Origin of the sequence: Mucilaginibacter celer, from assembly GCF_003576455.2 — a bacterium.
Taxonomy (GTDB): domain Bacteria; phylum Bacteroidota; class Bacteroidia; order Sphingobacteriales; family Sphingobacteriaceae; genus Mucilaginibacter; species Mucilaginibacter celer.
The window spans coordinates 1,992,954-2,007,469 of record NZ_CP032869.1; the positions used below are offsets into that span (position 1 = coordinate 1,992,954).

The 14,516-nt window shown below is 42.3% G+C and carries 24 protein-coding genes; 17 read left to right on the forward strand and 7 right to left on the reverse strand.

Features of this window, described 5'->3' with window-relative positions; all coding sequences use genetic code 11:
* Positions 1-29: 29 nt before the first annotated feature.
* The 9 genes from HYN43_RS07765 (at position 30) to HYN43_RS07795 (ending at position 5,300) form a co-directional block, all read left to right on the forward strand.
* Positions 30-512: a DUF4385 domain-containing protein gene (locus tag HYN43_RS07765; protein WP_245447192.1), complete on the forward strand. Its 483-nt coding sequence runs from the start codon at positions 30-32 to the stop codon at positions 510-512.
* A 265-nt stretch (positions 513-777) separates the two neighbouring features.
* Positions 778-972 (forward strand): cold-shock protein, encoded by a 195-nt coding sequence (locus tag HYN43_RS07770; protein ID WP_091207888.1) that lies wholly within the window; start codon positions 778-780, stop codon positions 970-972.
* 173 nt (positions 973-1,145) lie between these two features.
* Positions 1,146-1,283 carry a hypothetical protein gene (locus HYN43_RS30235; protein ID WP_162996367.1) on the forward strand — a complete coding sequence of 46 codons (138 nt, stop codon included), beginning with the start codon at positions 1,146-1,148 and terminating at the stop codon, positions 1,281-1,283.
* A complete protein-coding gene (locus HYN43_RS07775) occupies positions 1,280-1,597 on the forward strand; it encodes a hypothetical protein (RefSeq protein WP_119408903.1) in 318 nt (105 codons plus the stop codon). Before HYN43_RS30235 ends, HYN43_RS07775 begins: the two co-directional genes overlap by 4 nt.
* Positions 1,598-1,770: 173 nt before the next feature.
* Entirely contained in the window at positions 1,771-1,917 is a 147-nt protein-coding gene (locus HYN43_RS30240; RefSeq protein ID WP_162996368.1) for a hypothetical protein, read from the forward strand.
* 169 nt (positions 1,918-2,086) lie between these two features.
* Positions 2,087-2,422: a hypothetical protein gene (locus HYN43_RS07780; RefSeq protein WP_119408904.1), complete on the forward strand. Its 336-nt coding sequence runs from the start codon at positions 2,087-2,089 to the stop codon at positions 2,420-2,422.
* Positions 2,423-2,485: 63 nt separating this feature from the next.
* Positions 2,486-4,192, forward strand: coding sequence for an FAD/NAD(P)-binding protein (locus HYN43_RS07785; RefSeq protein ID WP_119408905.1), 1,707 nt, complete (start codon positions 2,486-2,488; stop codon positions 4,190-4,192).
* Positions 4,189-4,746, forward strand: coding sequence for a DUF1543 domain-containing protein (locus HYN43_RS07790; RefSeq protein WP_119408906.1), 558 nt, complete (start codon positions 4,189-4,191; stop codon positions 4,744-4,746). The genes HYN43_RS07785 and HYN43_RS07790 overlap by 4 nt, the downstream gene beginning before the upstream one ends.
* Positions 4,743-5,300: a hypothetical protein gene (locus HYN43_RS07795; protein ID WP_119408907.1), complete on the forward strand. Its 558-nt coding sequence runs from the start codon at positions 4,743-4,745 to the stop codon at positions 5,298-5,300. The genes HYN43_RS07790 and HYN43_RS07795 overlap by 4 nt, the downstream gene beginning before the upstream one ends.
* A gap of 10 nt (positions 5,301-5,310) precedes the next feature.
* Here HYN43_RS07795 and HYN43_RS07800 read toward each other — a convergent pair whose 3' ends face one another.
* The gene (locus HYN43_RS07800; RefSeq protein ID WP_119408908.1) at positions 5,311-5,763 is read right to left on the reverse strand and encodes a low affinity iron permease family protein; all 453 of its coding nucleotides are present in this window, start codon (positions 5,761-5,763) and stop codon (positions 5,311-5,313) included.
* A gap of 124 nt (positions 5,764-5,887) precedes the next feature.
* On the opposite strand from HYN43_RS07800, the gene HYN43_RS07805 reads away from it, so the two are divergent.
* The 5 genes from HYN43_RS07805 to HYN43_RS07825 all read left to right on the forward strand — a co-directional run bounded on the left by HYN43_RS07805 (position 5,888) and on the right by HYN43_RS07825 (position 8,661).
* The gene (locus HYN43_RS07805) at positions 5,888-6,043 is read left to right on the forward strand and encodes a lmo0937 family membrane protein (RefSeq protein WP_119409305.1); all 156 of its coding nucleotides are present in this window, start codon (positions 5,888-5,890) and stop codon (positions 6,041-6,043) included.
* A 45-nt stretch (positions 6,044-6,088) separates the two neighbouring features.
* A complete protein-coding gene (locus HYN43_RS07810) occupies positions 6,089-6,754 on the forward strand; it encodes a flavodoxin family protein (RefSeq protein ID WP_119408909.1) in 666 nt (221 codons plus the stop codon).
* Between the two features lie 566 nt (positions 6,755-7,320).
* Positions 7,321-7,704 carry a TraR/DksA family transcriptional regulator gene (locus HYN43_RS07815; RefSeq protein WP_119408910.1) on the forward strand — a complete coding sequence of 128 codons (384 nt, stop codon included), beginning with the start codon at positions 7,321-7,323 and terminating at the stop codon, positions 7,702-7,704.
* Positions 7,701-7,925 carry a hypothetical protein gene (locus HYN43_RS07820; protein ID WP_119408911.1) on the forward strand — a complete coding sequence of 75 codons (225 nt, stop codon included), beginning with the start codon at positions 7,701-7,703 and terminating at the stop codon, positions 7,923-7,925. Before HYN43_RS07815 ends, HYN43_RS07820 begins: the two co-directional genes overlap by 4 nt.
* 37 nt (positions 7,926-7,962) lie before the next feature.
* A complete protein-coding gene (locus tag HYN43_RS07825; RefSeq protein ID WP_119408912.1) occupies positions 7,963-8,661 on the forward strand; it encodes a DUF72 domain-containing protein in 699 nt (232 codons plus the stop codon).
* Positions 8,662-8,702: 41 nt separating this feature from the next.
* Here HYN43_RS07825 and HYN43_RS30710 read toward each other — a convergent pair whose 3' ends face one another.
* From HYN43_RS30710 to HYN43_RS07845, 5 genes are all read right to left on the reverse strand, one after another.
* The gene (locus tag HYN43_RS30710; RefSeq protein WP_245447194.1) at positions 8,703-9,176 is read right to left on the reverse strand and encodes a hypothetical protein; all 474 of its coding nucleotides are present in this window, start codon (positions 9,174-9,176) and stop codon (positions 8,703-8,705) included.
* Positions 9,177-9,229: 53 nt separating this feature from the next.
* Positions 9,230-9,868, reverse strand: coding sequence for a hypothetical protein (locus HYN43_RS30715; protein WP_245447196.1), 639 nt, complete (start codon positions 9,866-9,868; stop codon positions 9,230-9,232).
* 219 nt (positions 9,869-10,087) lie between these two features.
* Positions 10,088-10,498 (reverse strand): DUF2252 family protein, encoded by a 411-nt coding sequence (locus HYN43_RS30870; RefSeq protein WP_162996369.1) that lies wholly within the window; start codon positions 10,496-10,498, stop codon positions 10,088-10,090.
* Positions 10,495-11,238 (reverse strand): DUF2252 family protein, encoded by a 744-nt coding sequence (locus HYN43_RS30875; protein WP_119408914.1) that lies wholly within the window; start codon positions 11,236-11,238, stop codon positions 10,495-10,497. Before HYN43_RS30875 ends, HYN43_RS30870 begins: the two co-directional genes overlap by 4 nt.
* A gap of 122 nt (positions 11,239-11,360) precedes the next feature.
* Complete coding sequence (locus tag HYN43_RS07845; protein WP_119408915.1) at positions 11,361-12,086, reverse strand: DUF3891 family protein; 726 nt, start codon at positions 12,084-12,086, stop codon at positions 11,361-11,363.
* 61 nt (positions 12,087-12,147) lie between these two features.
* On the opposite strand from HYN43_RS07845, the gene HYN43_RS07850 reads away from it, so the two are divergent.
* From HYN43_RS07850 to HYN43_RS07860, 3 genes are all read left to right on the forward strand, one after another.
* Positions 12,148-12,399, forward strand: coding sequence for a hypothetical protein (locus HYN43_RS07850; RefSeq protein ID WP_119408916.1), 252 nt, complete (start codon positions 12,148-12,150; stop codon positions 12,397-12,399).
* Positions 12,400-12,585: 186 nt separating this feature from the next.
* Positions 12,586-13,080 carry a hypothetical protein gene (locus tag HYN43_RS07855; RefSeq protein WP_119408917.1) on the forward strand — a complete coding sequence of 165 codons (495 nt, stop codon included), beginning with the start codon at positions 12,586-12,588 and terminating at the stop codon, positions 13,078-13,080.
* Positions 13,064-13,432: an SH3 domain-containing protein gene (locus tag HYN43_RS07860; RefSeq protein WP_162996370.1), complete on the forward strand. Its 369-nt coding sequence runs from the start codon at positions 13,064-13,066 to the stop codon at positions 13,430-13,432. The genes HYN43_RS07855 and HYN43_RS07860 overlap by 17 nt, the downstream gene beginning before the upstream one ends.
* Positions 13,433-13,660: 228 nt before the next feature.
* On the opposite strand, the gene HYN43_RS07865 is transcribed toward HYN43_RS07860, so the two are convergent.
* Complete coding sequence (locus tag HYN43_RS07865; protein ID WP_119408919.1) at positions 13,661-14,506, reverse strand: SDR family oxidoreductase; 846 nt, start codon at positions 14,504-14,506, stop codon at positions 13,661-13,663.
* Between the last annotated feature and the right edge of the window lie 10 nt (positions 14,507-14,516).

A 14,516-nucleotide genomic window follows, 5' to 3' on the forward strand; every position in this document is an offset into this window, starting at 1 on the left:
GGCGGCTTTTTTTGTGTATGCTTTTAGATATGACTAACCGGCCATCTTACCTGGACTTTGACAAGTCTACATATGCCTGGAAACCGGACATCAATTACCGGGAGCACCCGGAATTGTACCGGGTGGGCAAAGGGGAACAGGGTGTTCTGATCTGCGAACCATATAAAAGTGAAATCGGGCAGTATTGGCGTTTTCTTAACGGGGAAGTCGCCGAACAGAGCAGCGAAAAAATATTCGATTTGTTCGAAACATATATAGCTAACGATGATTTTGTGGGGGCAGACATGGCACGCAAGTATTTACAGATGGGTTACACCCGTGCCCGCCGATATGCGAATTACAAAGGCGGCAAAAAATATGATGCCGGGGATGATTATGCACAAATGGAGCGGGGAACTGGAGAGCCGGAGAAAGCGGCAGCGGCAGCCATCTTTTATAAACGATGGCAAGCTGCAGAAAGCAATATGATTTACAGCAGCTTGAAAAAGAAATGGAAACATGAAAGAGGTTGAAAAGCAGGATATACTGGAAAAGATATAAAGGTCACCAAGTAATTGGTATGGTTGTAATAGGGCGATACTGGATATTACCGAAGTCCGGGTAGCTGACTGTGGAAAAGTCGGTCTGATCCGAAAAAACCAAACTACGGGTACATTAAACTTCAAATTGGTAAAAATGATGTGTGGTAATCAATTTAATTTTTTATTAAATATTTTAAATAAAAAATAAATAACGGAATTTAATTTGTACCTTGCGCACTTATTAAAAAAGAATATAATGCAAAAAGAAGGAACTGTGAAATTTTTTAATGCCACAAAAGGCTTTGGGTTTATTTCACAAAATGACAACAGAAGTGAAATTTTCGTACACGTTACAGGTTTGATCGACGAGATCCGCGATAACGACCAGGTGGCTTACGATGTAGAAGAAGGCCGCAAAGGTCTTAATGCGATCAATGTTAAAGTAATCTAATCATCACAATATCAATTTCGCAGAAGCATCCATTGATAAAATTGGATGCTTTTTTGTTGCTTTCTAATCTCAGTGCCAACAAATGAGGTGTGGATATATAATCAGGTTTCCCGGAATTGTTAAAGCCATCCTGAAAAAACGCACGTTGAAATGATATTAATCAAAAAACAATCATGAGTAAAGATAAAGGTAGTAAAAACGTAAAAAAGGCTCCCGCAACAGGCGGTAATAAGTCGACTTCAGATTATCAGGCCGGCAAAAAATCGGCATCAAGCGATAGTGTATCAATTAATAAAAAGAAAAAAGATTGAAGACAAACGGAGTTATAAACATACAGGTAATGGAATACCTGTTCGATCTGCGGAATGTAGCAATAGAACATGGTTTTAAACAAGATAAGCCATGGCAATTGAAATTGGTTAGTAAAGCCGACAAAATAGCCATTGAGAAACAATATCGTGTAAGTGTATTTGCTGAACCAGGTATTGAGCAACTTGCCCGAATGCTAAATATGGTTGAGACGGCCCTTTCGGTCCCGCTCACCGAACCTATCACTTTGAAAGCTATTCATGTTAACGAATTACAATATCTGGTTGCATACAATCCGTTGGAGGAATGGCGTTAGTAACCGATAGCCAGGTGCAGGCTAACCCAATCCTTGGTTGTTTACCGATGATGTTTCCCCTTAATGTTAAACTAAGTGGACGATGTGCAATCTATTTACGATTAAAGCAATAGGGAGTGAGGTATTCTTAATGCCTGTAAAATAAATAGTTAACTTTGAATTCTTGACATATTATGAACAAAGAGAACTCATTTAAAACCGTAGACTATATCTACATTATACTCGCTATCAGCACAATTGTTTTTTTTGCATTTATGGCCATCCGATCAACTTATGCCATTAAAGTTGCTGATGGTTCCGGTAAAATAAGCTCCCGCTAAACCTGCGATAAACTCTAAATCGGCGATCTGTCTGTTTGGTTCATAATGATTTTAGACCGAAGGGTTTTACTTAATTTATAAGAGAAAATATTATTTACTAATATTTTAGGCTACCTGGCTAAAACTAAACAGGCTGCATATTGTAGTAGCTGTAAACATTTACAGCAGCATGAAACCGCTATTTTTTCAACTCGAACAAGGTTACCCATTAATGGTGATCCCGGATACAGCTGCCCATTTGAATGGCCGTACGATAATTACCCATACGTACAGTATTTTTCTCGATATCTGTGCTGGTAACCCTTTAATAAGCAGGAGTAAGGAGAGCATCCTGCACCTGGAAAGAATTAACGATCCCGAGTATTTCGGTTTTATCACATTTGAATTACCTGGAAAACTCTTCACTTATACTGCAGATGGACAGCGGGAATTAAATCATGATGAAGTGCAGGAAGTGATTGAACACCTGAGCAATATCCGCGACAATCCCGCGCTCTGGAACTAAATAAAAGATAATTAGCCGCCGCGATTAATATTAGCATTTATTTAATCCCCAAGTCTTAATAAATTGAAAGATAAAAAACGCATAGCCATACTGGGCGGGGGCCCAAGCGGGCTATTCATGTTCAAGCGATTGGTAAACACAGGAAACACAGATCTGAGTATTACCATTTTCGAGCGTAAAAATAAATTAGGATCGGGCATGCCTTATAGTGCTGAAGGTGCCAATGATGAGCATATTACCAATGTGTCGGGTAATGAGATCCCTCCCCTGGTTACTTCTCTGAATGACTGGGTTAAAACCATTTCTAAAGATACACTGGATAAATACCATATAGATGCCGCCCGCTTTAACGAGTACAAAGTGCTGCCGCGTTTGTTGTTTGGTCAATATCTCACCGCGCAATTCGACCTGCTGCAAAAACAAGCCCGGGAAACAGGTGTCACTTATCATGTGCGTTACAATACCACCGTGTCAGATATTATTGATCGGCCTGAAAAAAGTTCGGTAATTATAGAAACCGAAGATGGCGAACAATCCGAATTTGATCACGTGATCATTTGCACCGGTCATAACTGGCCGAGAAAGCATGAGGGAAGTGTCCCCAATTATTTTGATTCGCCGTATCCGCCGGTGAAACTCGCCCTAAAGCTTAACCACCCGGTTGCCATTAAAGGTTCATCACTCACCGCGGTTGATGCTATCCGGACACTTGCCCGATATAACGGTACTTTTGATAAAGACAAAAACGGCAAGCTTTTTTATACACCGTTCGCCTCACATCCAGATTTTAAAATGGTGATGCATACCCGGAATGGCATGCTGCCGGCGGTACGTTTTCATTTGGAAGATTCTCATTTATTAAATGATAGCCTGCTGAGCAAAGACGAGATCAAAGATCATATTAAAGCTAACGATGGATTTTTGTCGCTGGATTATATTTTTGAAAGGGATTTTAAATTGCCGATCCAGGAAAAGGAACCGGAGTTTTACGAAAAGATCAAAGATATGCGCCTTGAAGAATTTGTGGATAACATGATGGCTTTGCGCGAGGAACTTGACCCTTTCCTTTTATTAAAGGCCGAATATGCCGAAGCTGAGCGATCGATCAAACATAAAAAATCAATCTATTGGAAGGAAATGCTGGGCGTTTTAAGTTTTGCTTTAAACTATCCCGCCAAACATCTTTCTGCCGAGGATATGCAGCGATTACAGCATTCGCTTACGCCGCTGATTTCTATCGTGATCGCTTATATCCCTCAAAGTTCCAGCGAGGAATTACTGGCGCTACACCAGGCAGGTGTGTTGGAGTTGATCCCGGTAGGTGAGGAAAGCATGGTAGAACCACATGAGGGCGGCGGCGCCATTTATAATTATACGGATGAGCATAAAAACGAGCAAAGTGTACATTATCAAACTTATATAGATTGCATAGGCCAACCGCATTTAGCATTTGAAGACCTGCCGTTTAAGAGCCTGATTGAAAAACGAACTGTTACACCAGCCAAACTCAAATTCCAGTCCGCAGATGAAGGACTTAAAGCGATGAACTCCGGTAAGCCGGTCTCGAAGGATGAACAGGGAGATTACTATTTAAAAGTTGCCGGCATAACTATCAATGATAATTTCCAGGTAATGGATGCATATGGGTCTTTTAATGAACGGATCTACATGATGGCGGTGCCTTATATCGGAGGGTATAACCCAGATTATTCCGGTCTTGATTTTAGTGAAGAGGTATCTGGTATCATTATTGAAAGATTAATGGTATGAAGTTATACCTTTTACTGTTAGGAGCCGAAGCGCCTGGCAGGGTAGTTGAACAACATGATTATTTTTTTGGCATTGCCGAAAGCTTGCCCGACTTAGTGCCTGAAGTCCGGGTGTTCTGGCCGGAGTCCGGTGGTAGCCTGCACATTGACGACTGGCGGGAAGTAACTAAGGTTGATGGTTTTGCAGTGCAGGTTTTTCCTTTAAATGGTGAAAGTCCTGTATCCGCTAACAAACTATTCTTTTTAAATCTTGGCGGCTACACTACAGGAAAGCTGGAAGAACAGCACTACACAGTGCTCACGGTACAAAATAGCCGTCAAGCTGCTATTCAATTCGCAAAAAAAAGCCTGTTTTTTAAAACCAACTCGTTAAAGGGCATAGCTACAGCCCATATTGATGAAAAATACGGGGTTGATGTGGATAGTGTTCACAATATCCAGGATTTACTTTCGCCGGCCCTGAAAGCCAAGTACCACATCGTTTTGGGCGATGGAAGCAATATGCCAGAGGATGAGATCCATTTAGGATATTTTAAACTGGATAAGCTTAAATGAACCGTAGGGATAAATTACTCGACTGGATAAAACAGCGGCACAAAGGTCAGCTGATCAGGTATACCGCCGAGCCTTACATCAATCATCTTATTGCTGTTGCCGGGTTAGCCTGCTTAGTCCCATTGGGTTACGAAACAGGCCTTTGTCACGATCTTTTTGAAGATACCGAAACCACCGGGGCAGAACTTCTTTCGGCATTAATCGGTTTTGGTTATACAGACCAGGAAGCGCACCTGATTCTAAATTGTACTGTAGAACTGACAGACGTGTTCACGAAGAAAAATTATCCCGAATTAAAAAAGAAGGATAGGAAAGCGAGGGAGGCTGTACGCTTAGCCGCCATTAGCTCCGCTGCACAAACCGTTAAATATGCTGATCTGATCTACAATATTGGTTGGGTACTAAGGTACGATCTTAAACACGCTTTGAAATATCTGTCGGAAAAGCGTTTGCTTTTAGCTATTATGAAGAGTGGCGAGTCAAACCTCCGCTTGAAGGCGATGAGCTTGATCGATGATTCTCTTTCCAAATTAACATCAAATAGTAATCAGTGATAGTCAAATTTTATTTTCTCTTATAGCGAACCGCTTTTAACTTATGATTTTCACCCGCTGCATCAATAGAGTGGGTACAGGTAATATCGTCTTCATCTTCAGCCAGATCTGATAACTGTTGGTAGAATTTATGCAGATGGTCCAGTTCTTTTTCAGTCAGGTCCTCAATATCAACCATCCTGTTGCTGGCCCCTTCGTGTGCCGCCAAAAGTTCGTTTAGCTTCAGGTGAATGGCTTTTGAATCTTTATTCTGGGATTTTTGGATCAGGAACACCATCAAAAACGTGATTATCGTAGTGCCTGTATTAATGATCAATTGCCAGGTATCTGAATATTTAGCCAAAGGCCCGGTTAACAGCCAGATCACAATAGCGGCAATTGCGATAACAAAAGCCGCAGAACTACCGGTAGCTGCCGTAGCCCAATTTGAAAAACGCTCGAAAAAATTCTTTTTCTGTTTCATTGTAGGAGGTGTATGGCAACAAAGGAATAAAAGATGTATTTGTTTGAAAATTAATTAATTATTAATACAAAACAATATCGGGCTTTAACAACTTGTTGGTATGAACATTTTAACAACAGTAAACATGAACTCTATACTTTACATCATCGCCGTTATCTTGATAATTGGCTGGGCCATTGGCACATTCGCTTATGCTGCAGGTAGCTTAATTCACATCTTATTGGTTATCGCCGTTATCGCTGTGCTCCTGGGCGTAATCAGGGGAAGATCGGCGGTTTAGGCGAGTATGCTCCCGGCAAATAAAGTTTAATCTACTAATCTATTTATGAAAGCACTAATCATTAATTGTACGCTTAAGCGCAGCCCCGATTTTTCTAATACTGGTGCGCTGGCGGAGAAGGCTGCAGGACAATTGGAAGAACAAGGTTTTGAAACTGAGATCATCCGACTGAACGACTACAAGGTTTTGACTGGTAATTCTTCGGATGAAGGAGAGGGCGACCAATGGCCATTGATATTGGAAAAAATCAAAGCCTGCCACATCTTTATTATTGCTACCCCTATATGGATGGGGAATTTGGCATCTACATCGCAAAAAGTAATTGAACGGCTTGACGCAATCTTCCGGGATGAAGAATTAAGCAGCAAAGAAAATGGCCAGTATATGCCTTATAACAAAGTAGGGGGCTGTTTGGTAACCGGTAATGAAGATGGCGCGCACAGCTGTGCCGCACAGGTGCTTTGGGCACTGCAGGAAGTGGGCTTTACTATTCCTCCAAATGTGAATGCGTATTGGGTTGGAATGGCCGGCGGCGAAAAAGATTACGTTGAGGGCGGTGGGGAGCGTTATTTGTACACCAACAAAACGCTTCGGTACATGACCGCCAACCTGGCCTGGTTTGCCAAATTACTTGCCGCTAATCCAATAGGTACCAACCTATTGGAGGAGGATAAAAAAGCAGAAGGAGAAAGCGACAAAGAGAATGACTAATAGCCAAAAAAATGATCAATAGCTACGAGTTACAGAAGGGATCTTTTAACGGTCTTTTTTCTTATTGTGTATTTATTACACAATAAAAGCAACCTTCTGGTTTTAAGCACGTAATAGGCTTAAAATCAAAAGGGAAGAAGTAGGTGTCAGAAAAGCGTTTAAGCTCAAAAATTGAATTATTGAAGAAGCAGGTATATATTAAAGCAGGGCTGAAATCGGTTGGTAGGGCAGATATAGCATCACTAACTGGTCAAATTAAAAAGGAAACAAATCTTGATTTGAGCCAGCTTACGGTCAGCAGGTTGTTTGGCCTTACAGAGAGCAAATTCGGGCCATCCTTATTTACTCTACATGTATTGTCGGTTTACTGTGGATGTGAGAGTTGGGATAATTTTGTACAGGCAAATACTTAAAATACTAGCTTTAAAAGCTGCAATTTGATTCATAGCCTCGTTCGGCAAAATTTCTTTGTTATCCTGATTTACCTTGAATTACTGGTTTATAGGTATAATCACTCCTTTTTAGATTATATCCAACCATTTATATAAATCATTGTTAACCTCATCATGCAACAGGAAAATATCAAAACAAGGTACAACGATACGGAATTAAACGAGTTTAAAATATTGATCAAAGATAAGATCAATATCGCGCGCGAAGAACTGCAAGATCTGGTTGGGACGCTAAGTGCATCCAACTCCAATGGCGACGACGCTGCAATTGCAGGCAAAACGCTGGAGGACGGTTCGGCTACTTTCGAGAAGGAACAAATTAACCAGTTGGCCGGTCGACAGAAAAAGTTTATCGAACAGTTGGAAGCTGCGTTGATGCGTATCGAAAACAAAACCTATGGCATTTGCCGTTCTACCGGTAAACTGATCCAAAAGGAGCGCCTGCGCGCGGTGCCGCACACCACCCAAAGTATGGAAGCCAAACTTAAACAGGCATGAGTTCGGCATTTGTAAAAGAAGGAGAGGCGCGGCATCTCAAGGATGTCGCGCCTAATCTTGGCGCATTACTGCTCTTTTTGCGGATAGAGAATAATGGTACAGTGATTAGCGATGAAAAGATTTATTATAGTGAAAAGTACGGCCGTGATATTTATGAAATGAGCGACGGTCTGGTTTATGCGCTGGATGATGAGAATCACTGGTATATTATCCTGGACTGATGAAAGGAAAAGGAAAATTCTTTGAGGTACCAGCGGCTTGCAGATTGACACACCTAAGCGTGATTTTCTGCCAGAGTACAGTCACCTATCCAGGTTGGGATATTATTCTTTAAAGGAAAACAGTATCGAAATTAATAGCTCATTCTATAAAATTCCTCAAGCTAAAACCATTATTCGCTGGGCTACAGAAGTAAGTGATGATTTTCGTTTCACCTTTAAACTCTGGAGAGGGATTACCCATGAAAAGAACATGTTTTTCAACCCGCAGGATGTCAGCCATTTTATGGACGCGATCCGGCTGCCAAAATCACGACAAGGGTGTTTGTTAGTTCAATTTCCACCCAGCCTGCAGGTAAACGCGTTACCCCAGTTGGAAAAATTATTGGATACGCTGAATACTGAGACATGGCCCATAGCTGTAGAGTTTCGTCATTCTTCATGGTACAAGGACAATGTATTTGAATTATTAAACCGCTATGGTGCCGCGATGGTGTTGCAGGACATGCCTAAATCGGCTACACCAATGGAGATCACAGCTAACGAATTAATATATGTCCGTTTCCATGGTCCTTCCGGTAATTATAAGGGAAGTTATACGGAAAGTTTTCTTTCCGAATATGCTTCTTATATCAGCGAATGGCAGGAGGAAGGCAAAACAATTTATGCTTACTTTAATAATACAGCAGGGGCCGCTTTAGAGAACCTGCATTTATTAAAACGCCTGCTTGCTGAATAAATAAATAATTAAAACCTTGCAACTGGGAGCAGGCAGACGAATTAAAACTCGTATGATGATTTCCGGTTGATCTCAGTCACCAGGTCTTTAATCACTTCACGTCCGCTTAACCACCGCCTTAAGCGGTTTGCCTTGCGGATCTCCTGCCTGTCTTTCAATTCATAATCTTTTTTATAATAATCCGGCATCAGGTGTTTCATCGCGTTGTGGATCGATTCCAGGCTTCCGGTTAATAGCATGTCCGGACCGGTTTTCACCAAATCGGCCAGTGCTTCGGCCATGCTGGCCGCGTAATAGGGGCAATCCCAATCATGGTTATAAGGATGATCACCTTTTACGTTCACCTTTTGCAGCGGATGAGAAAGGTCTTCTATAATCTCGGTAATACCAGGGCCAAAAACGTTCGAATATTCTTCAATAAAATAATTCCACCAGCGTGGATGTTGCGGCAGATCTTTAAGCAAGGTATCACAAACTAAAACCCGCATTGGAAAGTCGGGATTCGCCGGATCCATGATCACTAAAGAGGTGCCGAAATGCCCTTCCTGCTGCGAGTGCCTGCTATAGACTACAAAAACTGGGGTACGCTTTCGTATTCATTTTGCATAGCGGTGGCGAGTATTTTAATATCCTGCAGCCTGTCTTCCAAAAAACCGCGCTTAAAAAGGATGTGCAGCCGGCCTTCTGATTTTGCTGTGCAACGCTTGCTATTCTCGTTAAAAACATTCCCGTTTGCCGGGCGGCTCATAAAATGGTTGCCGCTGTTGTAGCAAAGTGCCGAGCCTATAGGGTAAGTGCTGATATCGGCCGTATCTCCTGCTTCTGTCTGCTTATTGGGATGAATAGCGCGGAACGGCACATGCATGCTTTCAATATCCATACGTCGGGCAAGATTATAGATCCGCTGCTCTGTAACCGCCAGTAAGGGGTCACCGCTGAGGGGATCAAAATACACCACCTTTGAGCGGCGGCCTAAATGACAGGTTATGAAGCGGTTTTTTAACAAGTGCTGAATCGGATGCCTCGTGTTTAAAAAGAAATCCCGCAAAGCATTATTTGTAATGTATTCATCTATAGGCTGTTCAAATTGGAGTAGCATACTTTCCTGGTGTCTGTTAACCCATTCACGTAAAAATGAATGCACTTCCAGATCGAAACAGAGATTAGCTGCCAAAGCTATCTCTTTTTTTAAAGTGCATAGTTCCATAAATTTACAAGGGAGGATAAAACCTGAATGATAAATATAATAAATAAAAATCAGGTTTAAGGGGGCATTGTTATGTTATTTGGCCGTGTTTTTTACGCCTTTTTCATGTGTATTTTACGTTACTTTTGATTGAGATATATGCTTTTCATTCTTTGCTGTTTACATCGATCTGAGTTTAATAAACAATATGCCATGTACCCGGCTACAGTTAACAACTGGTTAATTGGTGGTATGATTATCAACAGGTTTTGGCTTAAAAAGGCCTTTTTTGTAATCCTTAATAAACTGCCTGTAGTCTGACCTTACCTTTGCAGCATAATTTTCCGCATAATTTGTCAGCAATGGTTGCCACTCTTCTGATTTGCCAAAAGCGATCAGATCATCGATAATGGAAGAGCCTTGCATGCCGCCGCTCCTCAAATGCGAGGAAGCGGTAAGTGTCGCCATATCGCTGATCACCTGGTACATATCCCGGTAATTGTTTAATTGTTTAAATTTAATAGTGTCTTTAACCGGTTGCAGTTCCTGGATCACAAAAGTATCGCCGCGAAATGTTGTGGTACTCAATAAAGCCGCAGGTACCTGTTGCATCCGCTTTTGGATATTGATAATCCTTTCGGATTCATTCACCCAATCCAGCTGTTGTACCGCAGATAAGGATACACAGACGATTGCATGGATTGCTTCATTTCCAGCATCAGGTATTTGTTTTTCGTATTGGTACTTTTTAAAAGGAACAGGTAACGCTTTACGCCGATACTGCCGGTTCCGGCCAGGCGGAAAACAGTGCTGACTACTTCGTAATTGTAAGGCCCATCATTACTGTTTTGTACCCACTCGTTGATATGTGATTTCAGTTCGCTTTTAAGCTTTTTATCCAGCTTAAAATGGCGTTCATCTTCCAGCGAAAGGATGATTTTCCGCTTTTTGCTGATGGTGCGCTTTTTCAACAGGTCTTTTTCATTGCTATGATCTGCCCTGGTCAAAAATTCCTTCACAATTCCCCTGGCTGTACGCGGTTCTATACTGATCGCTTTTGCGTTAACCAACGTATTTGCATAATCGCGGATATACAACTGAGCCATTTTTAAAGCTTTTTCAGGCTCGAAACCAAGATTGTCAAAAGCGATAAAAATACTGGCCGTCATCCGGGCCAGTTCATAGCAAACCGGGGCGAGTACGGCTTCGTCAAAATCATTCAGGTCAAAATAAACCAGCTTGTTATCACCTTTATAACTTCCAAAATTCTCGATGTGCATGTCGCCACAGATCCAGCCCAATGGCGAGAGAGGCAGGGGGGAAGCTTTAGCTAAATCCTCATAAAATAAATGACAGGTACCCCTGAAAAACCGGAAATGGTTTTCGGCCATACCTTAATATTTCAGCGCTACCATTTCGGGCAGGCGGCCGCTATTAAATTCAATTAATCGTTCGGATAGTGTAGACATGGGAATACCGTTCAAATGGTAAAAGCTGCAACAAGCAGTTGGGTTTAATGTTTAATGATCCATGATTTTTCAATCACCCCGGCAGCATAAAAGGCTTTCCGAAACTCATCGTTATTTTTAAAAGTTAGTTGATTGATAAGCCGGGTTTCAAAAGCTACTTTAAATTCCTTTTCTTCAAACGGCCAGGGTGTAATTTTTAATATGCCCGGTTCATCCTGAGTGAGCAGGTAGTTGCCGTTATCAGGGCCTTTACTGATCTCTACAGCCCGGCCTTCCGGCTGGTTTTCCCGCTGACAGATGAGTAGCGAAAGCGCATCACACCATTCCATCAACCGGTAGTCCTTTTCGGCCTGTTTAATAGTGATATGCAGTTCTTTACGCCAGCCTCTCCGCAATGCTTCCTGCGCTTTCATAAATGATTGATCTTCGGCGTTGTTTTTACAAAGGCTGCCGTAAACAAAATCCAGGTGCATAGAACATAACAGGGCCACATACCTGCTTTTGCTTATGGATGCTTCAAAAGTACGCTGGCAGTGTCCCTGGTTATATGTTTTCATTTTAAAGTCGGCCGGGCCGCCCTGGTGGGTTAGCAATTCATCATCGCCGGGTTCAACCCTGGCGTCATCATGTTCGGCAATGGCCAGCAAGGTTTCCAGCCACCGTTCAGTACGTACCGAATGATGCCAGTGAGACGCCAGCTGCGCTGCCAGCATTCCGTGTGCCCTTTGCGTAATTACTTCCCATCCGTTTTTGGTATAGTTAACTATCATATATGCTTATTGTTGCTAAACAAAAGCCGCTCACAATAGTTGTAAAAGCAAATACTTTAATATGGATAATTTCCCGGTAACCATTAGTGTGGATAAAGAGGTGCAGCGCTTTGAAGTGGGAGAATACCTGCACCATAACGGCGAAACCCGCAAGTTTAAAGTTTTTAAAGATGGGGTCTGGGTTGCCAGTTTCGAGCCCGATCCGCATGAGTACCTCAGGGTTTGCAATAACCCTGGTGACCTTAAAGATCAGGTGTTGCATTTGTTGGCCGATGAGATCGAAAACCACCATCCGCATCAAATGAATGCTTAACTAATATTCCGAAAAGTTTGATCTGCCGAAATACAAGGGTGAATACCATACCGATTAATGGGGCTGATCAAAGCGAAGGCCAAAGGCAAACGGCCGACCATTAAAAAACTCAAACCGGCCAAAGCCAAAAAACGACGATTTGTACGAGCAGTTAATGAGCAGTTTACAGGCTAAAAAAGAAGCAAAATGAACAAACCAGAAAAAGTACTGCTGAGCGGATTTATGGGTACAAACTTCATGACTGATTCCAGTTACCTGATGTCTGTACTTGTCGGCGAAAATTTTCGGGAGCCCGACCACTTGGCTACCATGATCGGGAGGCTGGCACCCGGGATGTCCAAACATGCAAAGGTAATTGCAGGTTGGGCCGCTCATTATGGCATGGGCGTAGTTTTCGCTGCCGTATATGTGGAGCTTTGGGAAAGCGGCAAAATTAAACATACTATAAGAAACGGAATTATGCTGGGAGCTATCAGCGGCTTTTTAGGTTTCCTGATCTGGAAGGCTACTTTTAAAGTTCATCCATTACCGCCCTGGGTCAACTTCGAAAAATATTACCTGCAGCGTATTCCCGCGCATATCGTATTCGCCGTTTTCGCTACCATCACTTACCGTTTGATCGGTGCTAATGAGGACGAAAACCCAGAAATACAAGTAAGCCCTTATGGCAAATCGTTATAAAAATCTCAAAACAAACGCCATCACGTCCACACTAAACTACCAATTAGCAGGAAAAACTATGGTTACCATCAGCGCAGCTACAAGAAATTCATATAAAGTTATTTATCCCGATAACACATCAGCAATAGTTAATGCCTCGCAGATAAAATCCCTTATTGAGCGTACTGAAACTATCCGGTATCAGCAACCATTATATGACGCCCCTGACAGTAACGCTGCGCAAATCGCCGCGCTTAGTGCTAAAGATAATGTTAAAATTAAGGGAATATATAAAGGTTATCAACTTATAAGTTTTGGAGATAAGACCGGATGGATCAAAATACCCTCATCAAAAAACACAGCGTCGAAATAAATTTGGCGCTGTGTTTTTTGAGTTGATGTTTCTAAAAAGTGTGATAACTAATGTGTGCTTTTCAATGCCCGGGCGATCAGTGCCGGTTGGAAAATAGCCGTGCCAACCTTTTATTGGATGTATTAAGTCCGAAGGCGTTCCTTTTGTTTTCCCAGCTTTTTGGGTTTTGGAACATGCCGTGAATAAATACGATGGTTTTCATAGGATGATGTTTCGTTTGTTTGTTGTTTAACCGTTAACGACCTCTCCGCCGTTAACGTGAATAACCTGACCGGTAATAAAAGACGCATCCTCTGAGGCCAGAAATACGTAGGCGGGACCGAGTTCGGAAGGCTGGCCGGCACGCTTCATTGCCGTTTCACTGCCAAAGCTTTTGATCTTTTCCTCGTCAAAAGTGGCAACGATCAGCGGTGTCCATACAGGGCCGGGAGCTACTGCATTAACCCTGATCTTTTTATCGGTAAGGTTAGTAGCCAATGAGCGGGTGAAACTGGTGATAGCGCCTTTGGTAGATGAATAATCAATGAGGTTGGGCGAGGAGCGGTAGGCGGTAACCGATGTGGTATTAATGATGCAATCGCCCTCCTGCATATGTTCCAGCGCTTGGTTAGCAAAATGGAAATAAGCGAAGATGTTGGTTCGAAAGGTATCTTCCAATTGTTTTTCATCGATTGATTTCGGATCTTTTTGAGGGAACTGCATCCCGGCATTGTTAACCAGAATGTTCAGTTTTCCCAATTTATCAACTGTAACTCCGACTGCTTTTTTACAAAAAGCGGCTTTCTTTACATCGCCCTTCAGCAAGAGACAAGCCCGGCCTTCCGCTTCAATTAACCGTTTGGTTTCATTAGCATCTACGTCTTCGTCAATATAAACAATGGCAACATCAGCCCCTTCGCGGGCAAAATGAATACTCACCGCCCGGCCAACGCCCGAATCTCCACCGGTAATTAAAGCAACCTTGCCAGCTAACTTACCTGAGCCATGATAACTGCTTTTAATGTATTCTGGTGCCGGGTCCATTTTGGCTTCAATGCCAGGTTGCTTGTTCTGTTTTGCTGGGGTTTTTGCCATTACTTGTTAG

What these genes read in the sequence shown, in the direction of transcription:
- HYN43_RS07795 (WP_119408907.1), top strand. Translation starts at nt 4,743, where the DNA reads ATGAACCGTAGGGATAAATTACTCGACTGGATAAAACAGCGGCACAAA.
- HYN43_RS30710 (WP_245447194.1), bottom strand. Translation starts at nt 9,176, where the DNA reads ATGGATCCGGCGAATCCCGACTTTCCAATGCGGGTTTTAGTTTGTGAT.
- HYN43_RS07855 (WP_119408917.1), top strand. Translation starts at nt 12,586, where the DNA reads ATGAACAAACCAGAAAAAGTACTGCTGAGCGGATTTATGGGTACAAAC.
- HYN43_RS07810 (WP_119408909.1), top strand. Translation starts at nt 6,089, where the DNA reads ATGAAAGCACTAATCATTAATTGTACGCTTAAGCGCAGCCCCGATTTT.
- HYN43_RS07815 (WP_119408910.1), top strand. Translation starts at nt 7,321, where the DNA reads ATGCAACAGGAAAATATCAAAACAAGGTACAACGATACGGAATTAAAC.
- HYN43_RS07800 (WP_119408908.1), bottom strand. Translation starts at nt 5,763, where the DNA reads ATGAAACAGAAAAAGAATTTTTTCGAGCGTTTTTCAAATTGGGCTACG.
- HYN43_RS30235 (WP_162996367.1), top strand. Translation starts at nt 1,146, where the DNA reads ATGAGTAAAGATAAAGGTAGTAAAAACGTAAAAAAGGCTCCCGCAACA.
- HYN43_RS30875 (WP_119408914.1), bottom strand. Translation starts at nt 11,238, where the DNA reads ATGGCCGAAAACCATTTCCGGTTTTTCAGGGGTACCTGTCATTTATTT.
- HYN43_RS07860 (WP_162996370.1), top strand. Translation starts at nt 13,064, where the DNA reads ATGGCAAATCGTTATAAAAATCTCAAAACAAACGCCATCACGTCCACA.
- HYN43_RS07820 (WP_119408911.1), top strand. Translation starts at nt 7,701, where the DNA reads ATGAGTTCGGCATTTGTAAAAGAAGGAGAGGCGCGGCATCTCAAGGAT.
- HYN43_RS30240 (WP_162996368.1), top strand. Translation starts at nt 1,771, where the DNA reads ATGAACAAAGAGAACTCATTTAAAACCGTAGACTATATCTACATTATA.
- HYN43_RS07845 (WP_119408915.1), bottom strand. Translation starts at nt 12,086, where the DNA reads ATGATAGTTAACTATACCAAAAACGGATGGGAAGTAATTACGCAAAGG.
- HYN43_RS07790 (WP_119408906.1), top strand. Translation starts at nt 4,189, where the DNA reads ATGAAGTTATACCTTTTACTGTTAGGAGCCGAAGCGCCTGGCAGGGTA.
- HYN43_RS07780 (WP_119408904.1), top strand. Translation starts at nt 2,087, where the DNA reads ATGAAACCGCTATTTTTTCAACTCGAACAAGGTTACCCATTAATGGTG.
- HYN43_RS30715 (WP_245447196.1), bottom strand. Translation starts at nt 9,868, where the DNA reads ATGGAACTATGCACTTTAAAAAAAGAGATAGCTTTGGCAGCTAATCTC.
- HYN43_RS07850 (WP_119408916.1), top strand. Translation starts at nt 12,148, where the DNA reads ATGGATAATTTCCCGGTAACCATTAGTGTGGATAAAGAGGTGCAGCGC.
- HYN43_RS07770 (WP_091207888.1), top strand. Translation starts at nt 778, where the DNA reads ATGCAAAAAGAAGGAACTGTGAAATTTTTTAATGCCACAAAAGGCTTT.
- HYN43_RS07765 (WP_245447192.1), top strand. Translation starts at nt 30, where the DNA reads ATGACTAACCGGCCATCTTACCTGGACTTTGACAAGTCTACATATGCC.
- HYN43_RS07805 (WP_119409305.1), top strand. Translation starts at nt 5,888, where the DNA reads ATGAACTCTATACTTTACATCATCGCCGTTATCTTGATAATTGGCTGG.
- HYN43_RS07865 (WP_119408919.1), bottom strand. Translation starts at nt 14,506, where the DNA reads ATGGCAAAAACCCCAGCAAAACAGAACAAGCAACCTGGCATTGAAGCC.